Source organism: Paraburkholderia guartelaensis, from assembly GCF_004353905.1.
GTDB lineage: Bacteria > Pseudomonadota > Gammaproteobacteria > Burkholderiales > Burkholderiaceae > Paraburkholderia > Paraburkholderia guartelaensis.
The window spans coordinates 162,497-177,243 of record NZ_SMOD01000003.1 but is presented as its reverse complement, the minus strand read 5'-3'; the positions used below and the strand labels follow the sequence as shown (position 1 = coordinate 177,243).

The window sequence follows — 14,747 nt, the reverse complement described above, 5'->3', positions numbered from 1 at the left end:
TTCGGGCAACGAGAACCAGGTAATGGGGTGCGGTCAATCCGCCAGCGCAGTCGTTTCAGCCACGCTTGTCGTGGGCGACGAAGGCACGTGTTCGGCAATCAACGCAAACAGGTTCTTCGGGTCGGCCGCGGGCGGAATCAACGAGATATCGTCGCCCACGCCGTATCGCATCGCACCCGCATACAGGTAGCGCAGCGCCGAATAATCTTCGAGCGCGAAGCCCACGGAATCGAAAATGGTGACCTGCGCTGCACTCTCGCGGCCCGGCGCTTCTCCCTGCAGCACGCGCCAGAACTCGACCACCGGGAAATCGGCCGGCAATTGCTGGATCTCCCCTTCGATACGGCTTTGCGGTTCGTATTCGACGATCACGCGCCCCATGCGCACCACGTTCTCGTGCAACTCGGTCTTGCCAGGGCAGTCGCCGCCCACCGCGTTCAGATGCATGCCCGGCTCGATCATCTCCGGCGTGATGATCGTGGCATAAGCCTTGTCGGCCGTAACCGTCGTCACGATGTCGGCGCCTCGCACGGCCTCGGCGGTCGAGCGCGCACGCACGAGCTTTAAACGTGGAAACGCCGCGAGATTGCGCACGAGCTTGTCGGTCGCCTGCGGGTCGATATCGAACACGCGAATCTCCTCGATGCCCAGCAGCGTATGAAAGCCGATCGCCTGAAATTCGCTTTGCGCGCCGTTGCCGATCAGCGCCATCGTGCGCGCGTCCCGACGCGCCAGTTGCTTCGCCGCCATGACCGAAGTCGCCGCTGTGCGCAGCGCCGTAGTCAGCGTCAGTTCGGCAAGCAGCACGGGATAGCCGGTATCGACGTCGCCAAGCGCGCCAAACGCCATCACGGTATGCAAGCCGCGCTGCGCATTCACGGGATGACCGTTCACGTATTTGAACGCGAACAGCTTCGAATCGGCTACGGGCATCAATTCGATCACGCCATCGCGGGAATGGCAGGCGATGCGCGGCGATTTGTCGAAATCGGCCCAACGACGATAGTCGTTTTCGAGCGCGTCGACGAGTTCACTCAGGCAGCGCGGTACACCTATTTGCGCGATCAGTTTGCTGGTGGCAGGAACGTCGAGAAAGCGGGTCATGAAATGTCTCCTGTGTTTGCCGGAATGCGTGCAGCGCGAGTGCGCCAGGCAATGAGGAGATTATTTCGATGAAGCGCGCCAACAGAAAGATGGCAAAGATGGCAAAACGCGCAGGAAACTGGCCACTTTGCCAACCCGCGCTGCCATCTTGCGCATTGATGGCGGGGGGCTGTTCAGGCCTTCAGGCCTTGTGTGTTGAAAGCAGGATACTGGTTTCGGTATTGGCAATGCCGTCGAGCAGGCGGATCGAGGCCAATACCCGGTCGAAACTCTCCAGCGTGTCGGCCTGCAATTCCGCGACCAGATCCCAACGCCCGTTGGTGCTATGGATGGCCGCCACGTTGGGATAGCCGCGCAGTGCCTTCACGACATCCGCCGCGCGGTTGCCCTCGACTGCGATCGACATGAGCGCGCGAATGCGGTGCTTCTCCACGGAGGGCTTCAGGCGCACCGTGTAGCCAACGATCACGCCGTTTTCCTCGAGCCGCGCAATGCGGTTCTGGACAGTCGCCCGCGCCACCCGCAATTGCCTGGCCAGTGTTACGACCGATGTGCGGGCGTTGTCGCGCAGGAGCGCGATGAGCTGTCGGTCGACGTCGTCGAGGCTGATCATTTCCATTTTTCCTGGCTAAAACCTGGGAGCCGCGACTATGCCGTGGGGCCAGCATCTGCGCCACGGGAACTGATCAGAACGCTGGCTCCGCGTGGCAATTTGCCAGGATTATCTCCGATTTTGCCGGGTTTGCCACATAGCTGGAAACGTGACGTGCAGCGCATTGGCGCCGTCAAACCGGCCAAAGCGATACACCGCCAGCGGCCCCCGTATAATCGACTTACCCCTGCCCAGACCGCCAATCTTCCAGGTATGAACCGACCGCTCACCGACCCCACCTCCGCCATTTCCACACGCGTGCGCATCGAGCGCGAATCGCGCGGCTGGTCGCTCGCGGACATGGCCGAGCGCTCGGGCGTTTCCAAGGCGATGATCAGCAAGATCGAACGCGGCGAAGCGAGCCCCACCGCTACTTTGCTCGGCCGGCTTTCGGGCGCGTTTGGCTTGCAGCTCTCCATGCTGCTCGCGCTTGCCGAGCAAACCGGCGAGCGTTTGAGCCGCGCCGCCGATCAGCAGATCTGGCAGGACCCCGAAACCGGCTATACGCGCCGGGCCGTCTCGCCGCGCAACGGCGGCATGCTCGAGCTGGTGGAGATCGAGTTGCCGGGCGGGGTGCGTGTTGCGTATCCGGCGTCGGCGTTCACGTTCCAGCATCAGCAGATCTGGGTGCGCAGCGGCACACTGGTATTCGAGGAAGGCGAGCAGGTTCACACGCTCGAAGCGGGCGACTGCCTGCAGCTTGGGCCGCCCGCCGACTGCGCGTTCTTCAATCCGGGCAAGGAGCCGTGCGTGTACGTCGTGGCGCTCGTGCGCCGCTGAATGCGAGCACGCGCCACAGCGGCTACGCTCCTTCATCGTCGAATCGGCTATGGCATAGGCGTTTTTCGCGCACGGCGCGGGCACGCTCAATGCGAGTAGCCGAATGTGAGCATTTGCTTATATTCTGAAGTCCTCAGGCGGTAACGGCATAGGGCCGCCGCCACACGATGAGAGACTGACGATGCATGACGTGATTCAAGGCATGAAGCTCAATCACCTGAGCTTCCCCTCTTCCGATACCGCCGCGACAGCGGCCTTCTTCGAACGCCACCTGGGATTCACCATAGCGGGAACGTGGGACCAGTCGTATATCCTGAAGCGTCCCGGCTACGACGTGGTGATCGACCATGCAAGCGGCGACGCACCGGCATGGCCCAGGAACTTCCACGTGGGCTTCGAACTGCCGAGCCTCGACGCCGTGCGGGACTTGTTCGAACGCTTCACGGCAGACGGCGTACAAATGGAAACCGGCATTTTCAACAACGGCCGCGGGTCGCGCTTTTTCTGCCGCGCGCCGGGTGGCGTGATGTTCGAAATGAATACTCGCGTGGACGCCGCTCCTGAATATCGCGGCACGTTCGACAACTGACCAGCATGATCGCGAAGCTGGAACGGTCCACATTCTAATGATTAGTCATGCTATGCGATGACGACACGTTCCGGTTTCAACTCAAGGAGTTTCGCATGAACACATTGACCTCGCCCCAACTCGCGCCGTTGCTGAACCGTCTGTTCGAAGAAGCCGATGCCGTTTCCCCAGCCTCCATTTCCGCGGTGGCCGCGCTCTCACCCGAGGAGCGCACACGGCTGATGCACAGCAAGACGGACTATCTCGACTTTTACGGGCGCCTCAAGGACGTTGCGCTTCCCGTTTCGCGGGAAACGGGCTTGCTGCTGTATATGCTGGCGCGCGGAGGGAACGCGCGTACGATCGTCGAATTTGGCACGTCGTTTGGCATTTCCACGCTGCACCTCGCAGCGGCGCTTCGGGACAATGGCGGCGGCCGCCTGATCACTTCTGAATTCGAGCCGTCCAAGGTCGCGCGAGCACGCCAAAACCTCATGAGTGGCGGGCTCGCCGATCTCGTGGAAATCCGTGAAGGCGATGCCCTGCAGACGCTGAGCGTAGACCTGCCCGATTCGATCGACCTCCTGCTGCTTGATGGCGCGAAGGCGCTCTACAGCGACATTTTGAGTCGCGTCGAGTCGCGCCTCGCGCGAGGCGCTTTCATCGTCGCGGACAATGCCGAGTACAGCCCCGACTATCTCGCGCGCGTGCGTGCGCCCGGGAATGGCTATCTCTCGATTCCGTTCGGCGGGGATGTGGAGGTGTCGATGCGGGTCGAGTGATAACGTTGGCGGCGATCAGCCCTCCAACCGCGCCTTCACGATCTTCCCTCGCTGCAGCACATATTCGATCCGCTCGCCCTCACCGGCCACGACGCCAATGTCGGCGAGTGGATTGCCATCCAGCACGACCACGTCGGCAATCGCACCCGCTGCGATCACGCCCAACTCGCCCTTCATGTTCACGATATCCGCAGCGACGCTCGTTGCGGAGCGCAGCGCCTCCAGATTGCCGAGCACTTCCGCACGAATGCGGAACTCGCCGGTCTGGAACGCGTGCATTTCGCCGAGCAAGTCGGAGCCGAATCCCATCTGCACCCCGGCCTTCGCATAGATCTCCAGCGATTCGCGCCCCTTCTGCTGCACGGAAGCCACCTTCGCCACCGAATCCGGCGGCAGCCCGAACTGCGCGCCGTGCGTGGCCAACGCATCGTAGGTCACGAGCGTCGGCACGACGAAAGCGCCGAACTCATGCATCAACTGAGCCGCCGCTTCGTCCACCAGATTGCCGTGCTCGATCGTGCGCACGCCACAGCGCACCGCGCGCGCGATCGCGCGGCCCGTATAGGCGTGCGCCATCACATAGGTGTTCGCCGCTTCGGCCTCCGCCACGACGGCGCGGATTTCATCTTCCGAGTACTGCGTATTGTTGATGGGGTCCGTCGGCGAAGCCACACCGCCCGACGCCATGATCTTGATCTGCGTGGCGCCCTTCTGGATCTCCTCTCGCACGGCAAGGCGCACCGCATCCACGCCGTCCACCACGCGCGCGATCGCGCCCGTGCGGAAGCAGCACGAGCACGGTTCGAGCAAATCGCCGCGCGGACGAAAATCGCCATGACCGCCGGTTTGCGAGAGCGCCTTGCCCGAGGGGAAAATGCGCGGGCCGCGCACGAGGCCCGTTTCCACGGCCTGCATCAGGCTCCAGTCGGCGCCGCCCGCGTCGCGCACGCTCGTAAAGCCGCGCGAGAGCATGGCGTCGAGAATCGGCAGCGAGCGGATGGCCGCGAGGATATTGGGCTGCGTTGCGTTCGCGCCGAGATTCGCATTGGAGGCGAGCACGTGCACGTGGCAGTCGATAAAGCCCGGCATGACCGTCTTGCCGCGCACGTTGACCACGTTCGCGTTCGGCAGGTCGACGGGGCGATCGGTCACCTCCACGATGCGCTCGTCTTCAATCACGACGTGGTGATGTTCGAGCAGCACGCCGCGCTCGAGGTCGAGTACGTTGCCGCCTTTGAGAACAGTGATGGTCATTTTACGGATTCCTTATAGAGTCGTTCAGTTGGCGCGCCGCATGTCCGTCACGAAGAAGGTGCCCGCCAGGCTGATTGCAGCCGCGACGATCACATAGAGCGCGGGCGCCATGTTGCTGCCCGTCCGCGCAATGAGCCACGTGATCAGGAACGGCGCGAACCCGCCGAAGATCGTGACCGCGAAGTTGTAGGCAACCGAAAGGCCGGTCGAGAGCACCTTGGTCGGGAACAGCTCGGAGAAGGCAGCGAGAATCGGTCCCGTGTAGGCGGCGATCAGCACGCCGAACACGGCCTGAAACACGATGAGCGATGCGAAGCCGGGCGCGCGGTTGATCCACGCGAACATGGGCCAGGCCAGCACGAGAATCAGGAACGCGGCGCCGCTCAGGAACACGCGCCGGCCCCACGCGTCCGCCAGCTTGCCCACGATCGGCGAGCCGCACATGATCATCAGGCCGCCCACCATGCCCGCGGAAAAGCCCATCGATTGCGGCAGATGCAGCGTGCGCACTGAATAGGTCGGCATGTAGAACAGCAGCACATAGGTACAGACCGTCCAGAGAATGACCATGGAGAAGCTCGCGAAGGTCTCGCGCGGGTAGCGCTCGAACACTTCCTTGAGGGGCGAATTGTCTTTCGCCTGTGCTTCCACGGCGCTGAACGCAGGCGTTTCGTCGATATGGCTGCGGATGTAGTAGCCCACCGGGCCCACGAGAATGCCAATCAGAAACGGCAGCCGCCAGCCCCAGCTATGCAGCGATTGCGCATCGAGCGACGCCGTGACGAACGTGCCCGTGGCAGCGCCCAGCAGCACCGCGAAGCCGATGCTCGACTGGATCCAGCTCGAATAGTAGGCGCGCTTGCCGGGCGGCGCGTACTCGGTCAGGAACGCGGTCGCGCCGCCCATCTCGCCGCCCGCCGAGAAACCCTGCAGCAGGCGCGCGAGCACGATCAGCAACGGCGCGGCAATGCCCGCTTGCTCGTAGGTGGGCGCAAGGCCAATGAGCGCGGTGCCGAAGGCCATCAGCAGGATAGTGAGCGAGAGCGCTGCTTTGCGGCCTACCTTGTCGGCATAAATACCGAGCACGATGCCGCCCACGGGCCGCATGAAAAAGCCCACACCGAAGGTCGCCACCGTGAGCAGCACAGAGGTCAGTTCGTTGCCGGTCGGAAAGAACAGCTTCGCGATGATCACAGCAAAAAAGCTGTACACCGTGAAGTCGAACCATTCGAGGCCGTTGCCCAATACCGTCGCGATGATCGCGCGGCGGCGCTGCTGCGCGGTTGTCGCGACGGCTTCATGCGCTACGCGAGGTGAAAGCGTTCCTTGCATGGTCTCTTCCTTGTCAGATTAATCGTAGCCGCGCGCCAACAGCTACGCGCCCGGAGCCCCCAACATGCTCCTCATGCTAATGACAGCCCGAATATTTTCTGAAACGAAAGATTCGCATGCATGCATGCGCTGAGCGCATGCCACGCGCCTGGACGCCGCTTAGTCCGTCACGCCGCCGTCTGTATCTCCGCCTGCTCGAACAGCCAGCGCGTAAATAGACGCGCTGCCTGGTTCTGCGCGCGGTCGTTGGGCGAGATCACGTAGTAGCCGCCGCCATGGCTCGCCGAGCTTTCGCCCACACGCACGAGCAAACCGTCTTCAATGCACGCGTCGATCATGTAACGCCAGCCGAGCGCTACGCCCTGGCCGAGTATGGCGAGCTGCACGAGCTGCGGATAGTGGTTGATCGTGATGCCCTGCGGGGTCTTCGGCATCGTCACGCCGTTCAGGTCGAACCATTCGGGCCACGACATCCACTGACGCTGGCCGTCTTCGAGGAGCAGCAGCGTTTCGGCCGCCAGATCGGCAGGCGCGAGCGCGCGTCCCGCGAGATAGCCGGGCGAGCAGACGGGAAACACCTCTTCGTTGAAGAGGCGGCGCGCGGTGAATTGCGCGGGCGCCTGCTGGCGCACGTAATAGACGCCAACGTCGAATTCCGCGGGCGACATCGTAGCGAGCCCGTCACGCACGATCAGGCGCAGTTTGACGTTGGGATGCGCCTCGCGGAATGCAGGCAGACGCGGCGTGAGCCAGAGCACCGCCACGCCCGACGAGCACGCAATGGTCAGTTCGAGGTCGCCGTAGTGCTTCATCACGTCGAAGGTGGCTTCGGCACATTGCGTGAGAAGCCGTTGCACCTGCGCCGCATACTGTTCGCCCGCTATCGTGAGGCGCAGCGAGCGGTGCTCGCGCACGAACAGCGAGCGGCCGAGAAACGTTTCGAGTTGCAGGATCTGGCGGCTGATCGCGCTTTGCGTGAGGTGCAGTTCGGCGGCCGCGCGCGTGAAGCTGGCGTGACGCACGGCGGCTTCGAACGCGACGAGGCAGGGCAGCGGAGGCAGAGGCGTGATGCGCATGGAATGACTCGGGCGGGTCGTGGCAGAAAGATGTTGCCATACATCCCGCCGCGGCGGCTCCAAACAAAAACTGCACGCGCACCAGGTTGCGCGTGCCTGTTGCGAAAAAAACTTACTATTGCGTTGAATCTCTGCGCAACCAAGGGGGCGAAGATGAGTTCTGCCGAGAATGCGGCAACAGGTGCGGGCGCGGTGCAGTGGCACGCCATGCCCGCTGACGAGATCGAGCGCCAGCTCAACGTGAACCCGTCGCAAGGGCTCGATGTGGCCGAGGCCGCGCAGCGCCTCGGCACCTATGGGCGCAACGTCCTGCCCCAGGGCAAGAAAAGCGGCCCGTTCGTGCGGTTCCTTGCCCAGTTCAACAACGTGCTCATCTACGTGCTGCTCGCGGCGGGCTTCATCAAGCTGATGCTGAGTCTGTGGCTCGACGCGTCCATCATCTTCGCGGTGGTCATCCTCAATTCACTGCTCGGCTTCCTGCAGGAAGGGCGTGCCGAGAAAGCGCTCGACTCGATTCGCAACATGCTCTCCGCGGAAGCGCGCGTGCTGCGCGCCGGCGAGGTGCGCCTCGTCCCCGCCGACGAGGTCGTGCCCGGCGACATCGTGCTGCTGGAATCGGGCGACAAGATCCCCGCCGACGTCCGCCTCGTCGAGGCGCGGAACCTGCGCACGGAAGAGGCGGCGCTCACGGGCGAATCCGTGCCTGCGGAGAAGAACACCGGCGCGGTGCCGGCGCAAGCCACCGTGGGCGACCGCGAGAATATGGCCTTCTCCGGCACGATGGTCCTCTCGGGCCGCGCAACCGGCATCGTCGTGGCGACGGGCAGCCAGACGGAGCTTGGCCGCATCAACCAGATGCTGGCCGAAGTCAGCGCGCTGGAAACGCCGCTGCTACGCCAGATCAAGAAGTTTGGATACGTCATCACGATCGCCATCGGCATCATCAGCGTGCTGCTCTTCGCATGGGGCCACTGGCTCGGCCACATGACCTTCATCCAGTTGTTCCAGGCCGTGGTGGGCATCGCGGTCTCGGTGATCCCGGAAGGCCTGCCGGCGCTCATTACCATCACGCTCGCCATTGGCGTGCAGCGCATGGCGAAGCGCAACGCCATCATCCGCCGCCTGCCCGCAGTCGAAACACTGGGTTCCGTCTCGCGCATCTGCTCGGACAAGACCGGCACGCTCACCCTCATGGAGATGATGGTGACGTCCGTCGTGACGGCGGACGCGCCCTATGAAGTGACCGGCGACGGCTACGCCCCCGAAGGCGACGTCCGCGCGGGCGGCAAGGCGCTCGGCGCCGCCGCGCCGGAAGTCCTCACGCTGATGGGCCGCGTATCCATCCTGTGCAATGACGCCGGCCTCTTCGAAGAAGATGGCAAATGGAAAGTGGAAGGCGACCCGACCGAGGGCGCGCTCTACCCGTTCGCCGGCAAGCTCGGCATGGACCGCGCTGCGGAGGCCGCCGCCGCGCCCCGCATCGACGGCATTCCCTTCGAGTCCGAGCACAAGTTCATGGCTACGCTGAACCGCTCGGCGCAAGGCGAGATGCTGCTTGTGAAGGGCGCGCCGGAAGTGATCATCGAAAATTGCGACCGCCAGCAAACGGCAAGCGGCCCCGCGCCGCTCGACCGCGAGCGCTTTGCGCGCGAAGGCGAGCGGCTCGCCTCGCAGGGCGAACGCGTGCTGGCGCTCGCCTGGCTGCCCGAGCCCGGCCTCGAAGTGGGCAACCTGGGCCCCGGGGACCTGCCGAAGACGCTCGTGCTGCTCGGTCTCGTGGGCCTCATGGACCCACCGCGCAAGGAGGCGATCGATGCGGTGCGCGAATGCCACGGCGGCGGTATCCGCGTGACGATGATCACGGGCGACCACAAGGTCACGGCCGCCGCGATTGCGGGCATGCTCGGCATCGGAGACGGCAAGACGGCCGTGGCCGGCACCGAGATCGAGGCGATGAACGACGCCGCGCTGCAGGAATGCGTGCGCGACGTGGATGTGTTCGCGCGCGCGAGCCCCGAGCACAAGCTGCGGCTCGTGAAGGCGATCCAGGCCAACCGCCAGGTGGTTGCCATGACGGGCGACGGCGTGAACGATGCCCCCGCGCTCAAGAAGGCCGACATCGGCGTGGCGATGGGCATCAAGGGCACGGAAGTCACGAAGGAAGCCGCGGGCATGATCCTCGCCGACGACAATTTCGCCTCGATCTCGGCGGCGGTGAAGGAAGGGCGTACGGTCTACAACAACATCGAAAAGGCCATGCTCTTCATGCTGCCCACGAATGTCGCCCAGGGCGCCGTGATTGCCATCGCGATCCTGTTCGGCTTCGTGCTGCCGATCACCGCACCGCAGGTGCTGTGGGTGAACATGGTCACGTCCGTCGCGCTCGGCCTCGTCATTTCCTTCGAGCCTCACGAGAACGATGTGATGCAGCGCCCGCCGCGATCGATCGACCGTCCTATCGTCACACCATTCGGCGTGTGGCGCATTCTCTTTGTCGGCGCCACGCTCGTGCTCTATACGCTCGCGGCCTTCTTCTGGATGAAGTCGCAGGGCGTGCCGGATTCGATGGCGCGCACGGCCGCCGTCAACGCCATTACGCTGGGACAAGTCTTCTATCTGCTCAACAGCCGCTCGCTGCTCAATTCCGCGCTATCGGTGCGGGCGCACATGGGCAACCCGTATCTCTGGTACGGCATCGGTGCTGTCGTCGTGCTGCAGATTCTTTTCACCTATACGCTGCCCTTTCACGCGGTGTTCGATACCGAGTCCCTGCCGCTCTCGACCTGGCTCTGGCTCGTGGCGGGTGCGATCCTGTTCTTCCTCGTGGTGGAGATAGAGAAGCTCGTCATTCGCTCGATACCCGCGCTGAAAAAATCCGTGAGCCCGCAACCGCGCGGCGCGGCCACAAGGCAGTACCATGACGCGTAGAATCGTTTCGTCCCGACTCGAGAGCGAGGGCCCAATGCCATGTTGCCTGGTGCGAACCTGAACCTGGTCGAGGTGACCGGATTGCTGGTGGGCGGGCTCGCCCTGTTCCTGTTCGGGCTGGATCTCATGACGGGGGCACTCAAAACGATTGCCGGTGCGCGCCTGCAATCGCTGCTGGGCTCCCTCACCGCCAACCGGTTTCGCGGCGTGCTTGCGGGCGCGGGCATCACGGCGCTCCTGAATTCATCGACCATCACCACGGTGCTGCTGGTGGGCTTCGTTTCCGCGCGGCTCATGACGCTGATGCAGTCCATCCCGATGATCATGGGCGCCAATATCGGCTCGACGCTCACCGCGCAGATCATCGCGTTCAATATCTCCGCGCTCACGCCGTTCATGCTCGGCGGCGGCTTCCTGCTTTATGGCTTTGCGAAGCGCGAAACGCTGCGCGAGTTGGGCGGCGCACTGCTCGGGCTCGGCCTGCTGTTTCTCGGCATCGAGATGATGGGCAACGCGACCCGGCCCCTGCGCGATTACCAGCCGTTCATCGACGCGATGCAGAACATGCGCAATCCGCTCATCGGCATCGTGATCGGCGCGGTGTTCACGGCCGTCGTGCAAAGCTCGGCGGCCACGCTCGCCATCGTGATTGCGCTAGGCAGCCAGGGGCTGATTCCGCTCGAATCGGGCATTGCGCTGATACTCGGCGCCAATGTGGGCACCTGTGGCACGGCGCTGCTCGCTTCAATCGGCAAATCGGCGGAGGCGGCGCAAGTCGGTATCGTCCACCTGATCTTCAACGTGCTCGGTGTGCTGTTCTTCGCCTTTGTGATTCCGCAGTTCGCCGATTTCGTGCGCATGATCTCGCCTTCCTCGCCCGAGCTGACTGGCGCTGCGCGCCTCGCGGCGGAAACGCCGCGCCAGGCGGCCAATGCACACACGGTGTTCAGCGTGTTCAGTACCCTCGTGCTGATATGGTTCACCGGGCCCATTGCGAAACTCGCCGAACGCCTGGCCCCGGCCCGCCGCGAAGGGTGGCAGGACCCAGGCGTGCCGCGCTACCTCGATGAAACGCTGGTCGAAATGCCGGCGCTCGCCATTGCCCGCGTGCAACTCGAACTGGCTTCGCTCGGCAAGCTCGTGCAGACAGTCGTCGAGCAAAGCGCCATGCTCCTCGTCGAAAGCTCAACGCAGGCGCTTTCCACGGTGACCAACGAGGACAAGTCGGCGGACTCGCTCAGCACAGCCATTCTCACCTACATCGGCAAGCTCTCCGACGCCGTGCAAAGCGACGACGAAGGCCGGCAAGTGGTGGATCTCGCGCGGATTGCGACCTGCCTCGACGCCATCCGCGAAGTGGCCACCACGAGCATGCTCGCGCTAAGCCAGAGGCGGGCCGCGCAAAGCGCGGACGTGACCCTGTTGGCGAGCAACCCCGAGCTGGTGCAATTTGCCAGGTCCGTCATCGAGTATTTCACGCTTGCCGTGCAGATGATCGCGCACCCCGAGGCCGACGTGGTGACTCGCATCGTCAACGCCAAGCCGGAAATCGAAGCGCAGTCCGACTCGGCGCGCCAGCAGATCATGTCCGCGCTGCAGTTGCGCAACGAGGGCGCGGCGTTCCTTTTCCGCTTCGCCAACGACGTGATCGAGCAGTTGAACGAGGTCGCGCGGCTTTCCCGCGCCATCGCCAAGGCCACACGGTGGCTTCACGACGTGAAAGTGCTGGAACCTGAGAGCACAGAGGACGTGGCCGAGACCGAGGCAGAAGCTCAGGCATGAAGACACGGCACGCGCGTGCTGCGCGTGGCCGTCAACGCGTTACACCCGAGGTCAGTGCATGAGGAACGGTCGTGGGCACCGCTTCGAGAAAGCCGCGCCCCATCTCCGTCTCGAAGCGCGAAGCGCTCCCTTCCCAGACGATGCGCGCATGCTCCAGCACATAAACGCGGTCCGCGTGTGGCAGGGCGAAGCGAACGTTCTGCTCGCCCAGCAGCACCGTAATGGGCGTCGACTGCTGCAGCGCATCGAGCGCCTTCGACAGTTGCTCGAGAATCACGGGCGCGAGCCCGAGCGTCGGTTCGTCGAGTATCAGCAGCTTGGGCTGGGGCATGAGCGCACGCCCAATGGCCAGCATTTGCTGCTCGCCGCCCGATAGCGTGCGCGCGGTTTGGCCTTGGCGCGACTTGAGGATCGGAAAGAGGTCGAAGAGCCACGTGAGCTGCTTTTTGCGCACCTCGTCCGATAGATGATAGCCGCCTAGTTCGAGATTCTCGCGCACCGTCATGTCGCCGAACAGCTCGCGCGTTTCCGGGCATTGCACGAGGCCCGCGCGCGAGACGGCCGCCCCGCTCATGCCCTTCAGATCGCGCCCGTCGAAGCGGATCGTCCCCTTGTACGGCAGCAGGCCCGAGAGCGCGTTGAAGAGCGTGGTCTTGCCCGCGCCGTTGAGGCCAACCACCGATACGAACTCGCCCTCGCGCACGTTGAGGCTCACGCCGTCGAGCGCGCATGCCTTGCCGTACAGCACGCGCAAGTCCGATACCTCGAGGATGGCGCGCTTCGCCTCGCCCGCGACACTCGAGCGCTGACGCAACTCCAGCTTGCTGCCCAGATACACGCGGCGCACGGTTTCGTTTTGCATCACCTCTTCCGCCGTGCCTTCGGCAACGTGCTCGCCAAGGTACATGGCGAGCACGCGGTCGGCAAGCGCTGAAAGACTCTTGACGTTGTGATCGACCAGCAGCACCGCGCGGCCCTCCGCGCGAAAACCGCGAATCAGCTCGGAGAATGCCTCCGATTCCGCAACCGTGAGTCCTGCGAAGGGCTCGTCGACGAGCACGACCTGCGGGTCGCGTGCAATCGCCTTCGCCATCTCCATGCGGCGCAGGTCGGCGAACGGCAGCGTGGCAGGGTGCCGGTGCATGACGGCGGCCAGACCCACGCGCGCGGCAATCTCCTGCGCGCGCTGATGCACATGCGGCTCTGCCGCAAGCTTGACGAGCGAGTCCGGCAGCAGCGCAAGCTTGATGTGCTCCAGCACCGTTTGCCGATGCAGCGGGCGCGAATGCTGGAACACGATGCCCACACCGGCGCGCGCAATGCGGTGCGGCGCCCAGCCGGCCATCTCCACGCCGTCGACCTTGACCGAGCCCGCGTTGGGCCGCTCGATGCCCATAATGAGCTTCATCACGGTCGACTTGCCGGACCCGTTGGGTCCGATCAGGCCCAGAATCTCGCCGGGCCGGATGTCGAAGCCGATGTCCTTCACCGCGACGAGACCGCCAAAGCGCTTGGTCAGCCCGCGTACTGAGAGCAGCGGCGTGTCGTTCATTGGCGTTCCCTCGCACGCAGCAAATTGCCCAGCAGGCCGTCCGGAAAGAACAGCAGCGCCGCGAGCGCGACGGCCGCGACGACGAACGTGTTGAGCTGGCCGAGCGGACGCAGAAACTCGCCGGCCACGATCAGGAAGATCGACCCGAGCACGGCGCCGAGTATCGTGCGGCGCCCGCCGAGCACAGCCGCGATGATGATCTGCACCCCTACGCTCAAGTCCACCACCGTGCTCACCGAAGCCGTGCCTTGATAGAACACGAGCATCGCGCCCGCCACGCCCGAAAACACAGCGCTGATGCAAAAGGCCACGAGCTTGTGCCGCGTGACGTTGAAGCCCAGCGCCTGCGCGCCGGTGGCGTCCTGGCCGCTCGCCTGCAAGATGAGGCCGATTGCCGAGCGCGAGAGGCCGAACAGCAGGATCGCGCAAATCACCAGAAACGCCAGCGCGATCCAGTAGTTGTGGTTGGCGTCGACGGACATCACGTCGGGCACCATCATGCCGATCTCGCCGCCCGTCACGCCCGCGAAGATCACAATGGCGTTCTGCAGCAGCAGTACGGCCACGAGCGTGACGAGGCCGAAGTACGGGCCGCGCAGCCGCAACGCGGGCACCGCTAGCAGCAGGCCGCCCACCAGCGCGACGAGGCCGCCCGCGATCACGCAAACGGGAATCGGCAGCCCCCAATGGGCGTCGATGATCGCCGCTGAATACGCGCCGAGGCCGATCAGGAACGTCGGGCCGAAATTCACCTCGCCGGCAAAGCCGAACAGCAGATCCCACGACATCGCGAATACGCCGAAGTAATACGCGACCGTGAGCACGCCGAGGATATAGCCCGACATCCACCAGGGCAGCGTGGCCGCCGCGACGGCGAGCAACACCGCCACCCATACCCCACGCGAACGAAGAAGACCGGACATGTCGATGTGCTCCC

At 64.2% G+C, this 14,747-nt stretch carries 12 protein-coding genes; 5 read left to right on the top strand and 7 right to left on the bottom strand.

Annotated features, from left to right (window positions below):
• Positions 1-33: 33 nt before the first annotated feature.
• Positions 34-1,104, bottom strand: a complete 1,071-nt coding sequence (locus tag E1N52_RS05245) for an ornithine cyclodeaminase (RefSeq protein ID WP_133180830.1) — start codon at positions 1,102-1,104, stop codon at positions 34-36.
• A 181-nt stretch (positions 1,105-1,285) separates the two neighbouring features.
• The gene (locus tag E1N52_RS05240) at positions 1,286-1,717 is read right to left on the bottom strand and encodes an Lrp/AsnC family transcriptional regulator (protein WP_133180829.1); all 432 of its coding nucleotides are present in this window, start codon (positions 1,715-1,717) and stop codon (positions 1,286-1,288) included.
• A 252-nt stretch (positions 1,718-1,969) separates the two neighbouring features.
• Here E1N52_RS05240 and E1N52_RS05235 point away from each other — a divergent pair, with 252 nt between their 5' ends.
• The 3 genes from E1N52_RS05235 to E1N52_RS05225 all read left to right on the top strand — a co-directional run bounded on the left by E1N52_RS05235 (position 1,970) and on the right by E1N52_RS05225 (position 3,886).
• The gene (locus E1N52_RS05235) at positions 1,970-2,536 is read left to right on the top strand and encodes a helix-turn-helix domain-containing protein (RefSeq protein WP_133180827.1); all 567 of its coding nucleotides are present in this window, start codon (positions 1,970-1,972) and stop codon (positions 2,534-2,536) included.
• A gap of 181 nt (positions 2,537-2,717) precedes the next feature.
• Positions 2,718-3,125, top strand: a complete 408-nt coding sequence (locus tag E1N52_RS05230) for a VOC family protein (RefSeq protein ID WP_205965573.1) — start codon at positions 2,718-2,720, stop codon at positions 3,123-3,125.
• Between the two features lie 95 nt (positions 3,126-3,220).
• Entirely contained in the window at positions 3,221-3,886 is a 666-nt protein-coding gene (locus tag E1N52_RS05225; RefSeq protein WP_133180825.1) for an O-methyltransferase, read from the top strand.
• A gap of 15 nt (positions 3,887-3,901) precedes the next feature.
• Here the strand turns inward: E1N52_RS05225 and E1N52_RS05220 are convergent, their stop codons facing one another.
• The 3 genes from E1N52_RS05220 to E1N52_RS05210 form a co-directional block, all read right to left on the bottom strand.
• Positions 3,902-5,140 carry a metal-dependent hydrolase family protein gene (locus E1N52_RS05220; RefSeq protein WP_133180823.1) on the bottom strand — a complete coding sequence of 413 codons (1,239 nt, stop codon included), beginning with the start codon at positions 5,138-5,140 and terminating at the stop codon, positions 3,902-3,904.
• Positions 5,141-5,164: 24 nt separating this feature from the next.
• A complete protein-coding gene (locus tag E1N52_RS05215) occupies positions 5,165-6,472 on the bottom strand; it encodes an MFS transporter (protein ID WP_133180821.1) in 1,308 nt (435 codons plus the stop codon).
• Positions 6,473-6,639: 167 nt separating this feature from the next.
• The gene (locus E1N52_RS05210) at positions 6,640-7,548 is read right to left on the bottom strand and encodes a LysR substrate-binding domain-containing protein (protein WP_133180819.1); all 909 of its coding nucleotides are present in this window, start codon (positions 7,546-7,548) and stop codon (positions 6,640-6,642) included.
• Positions 7,549-7,701: 153 nt separating this feature from the next.
• On the opposite strand from E1N52_RS05210, the gene E1N52_RS05205 reads away from it, so the two are divergent.
• The gene (locus tag E1N52_RS05205; protein WP_133180817.1) at positions 7,702-10,476 is read left to right on the top strand and encodes an HAD-IC family P-type ATPase; all 2,775 of its coding nucleotides are present in this window, start codon (positions 7,702-7,704) and stop codon (positions 10,474-10,476) included.
• A 39-nt stretch (positions 10,477-10,515) separates the two neighbouring features.
• Complete coding sequence (locus E1N52_RS05200) at positions 10,516-12,258, top strand: Na/Pi cotransporter family protein (protein WP_133180815.1); 1,743 nt, start codon at positions 10,516-10,518, stop codon at positions 12,256-12,258.
• A 31-nt stretch (positions 12,259-12,289) separates the two neighbouring features.
• Here E1N52_RS05200 and E1N52_RS05195 read toward each other — a convergent pair whose 3' ends face one another.
• Together E1N52_RS05195 and E1N52_RS05190 are read right to left on the bottom strand one after the other, a co-directional pair.
• A complete protein-coding gene (locus tag E1N52_RS05195) occupies positions 12,290-13,810 on the bottom strand; it encodes an ATP-binding cassette domain-containing protein (RefSeq protein ID WP_133180813.1) in 1,521 nt (506 codons plus the stop codon).
• A complete protein-coding gene (locus E1N52_RS05190) occupies positions 13,807-14,733 on the bottom strand; it encodes a branched-chain amino acid ABC transporter permease (RefSeq protein WP_133180811.1) in 927 nt (308 codons plus the stop codon). The genes E1N52_RS05195 and E1N52_RS05190 overlap by 4 nt, the downstream gene beginning before the upstream one ends.
• Positions 14,734-14,747 lie beyond the last annotated feature (14 nt).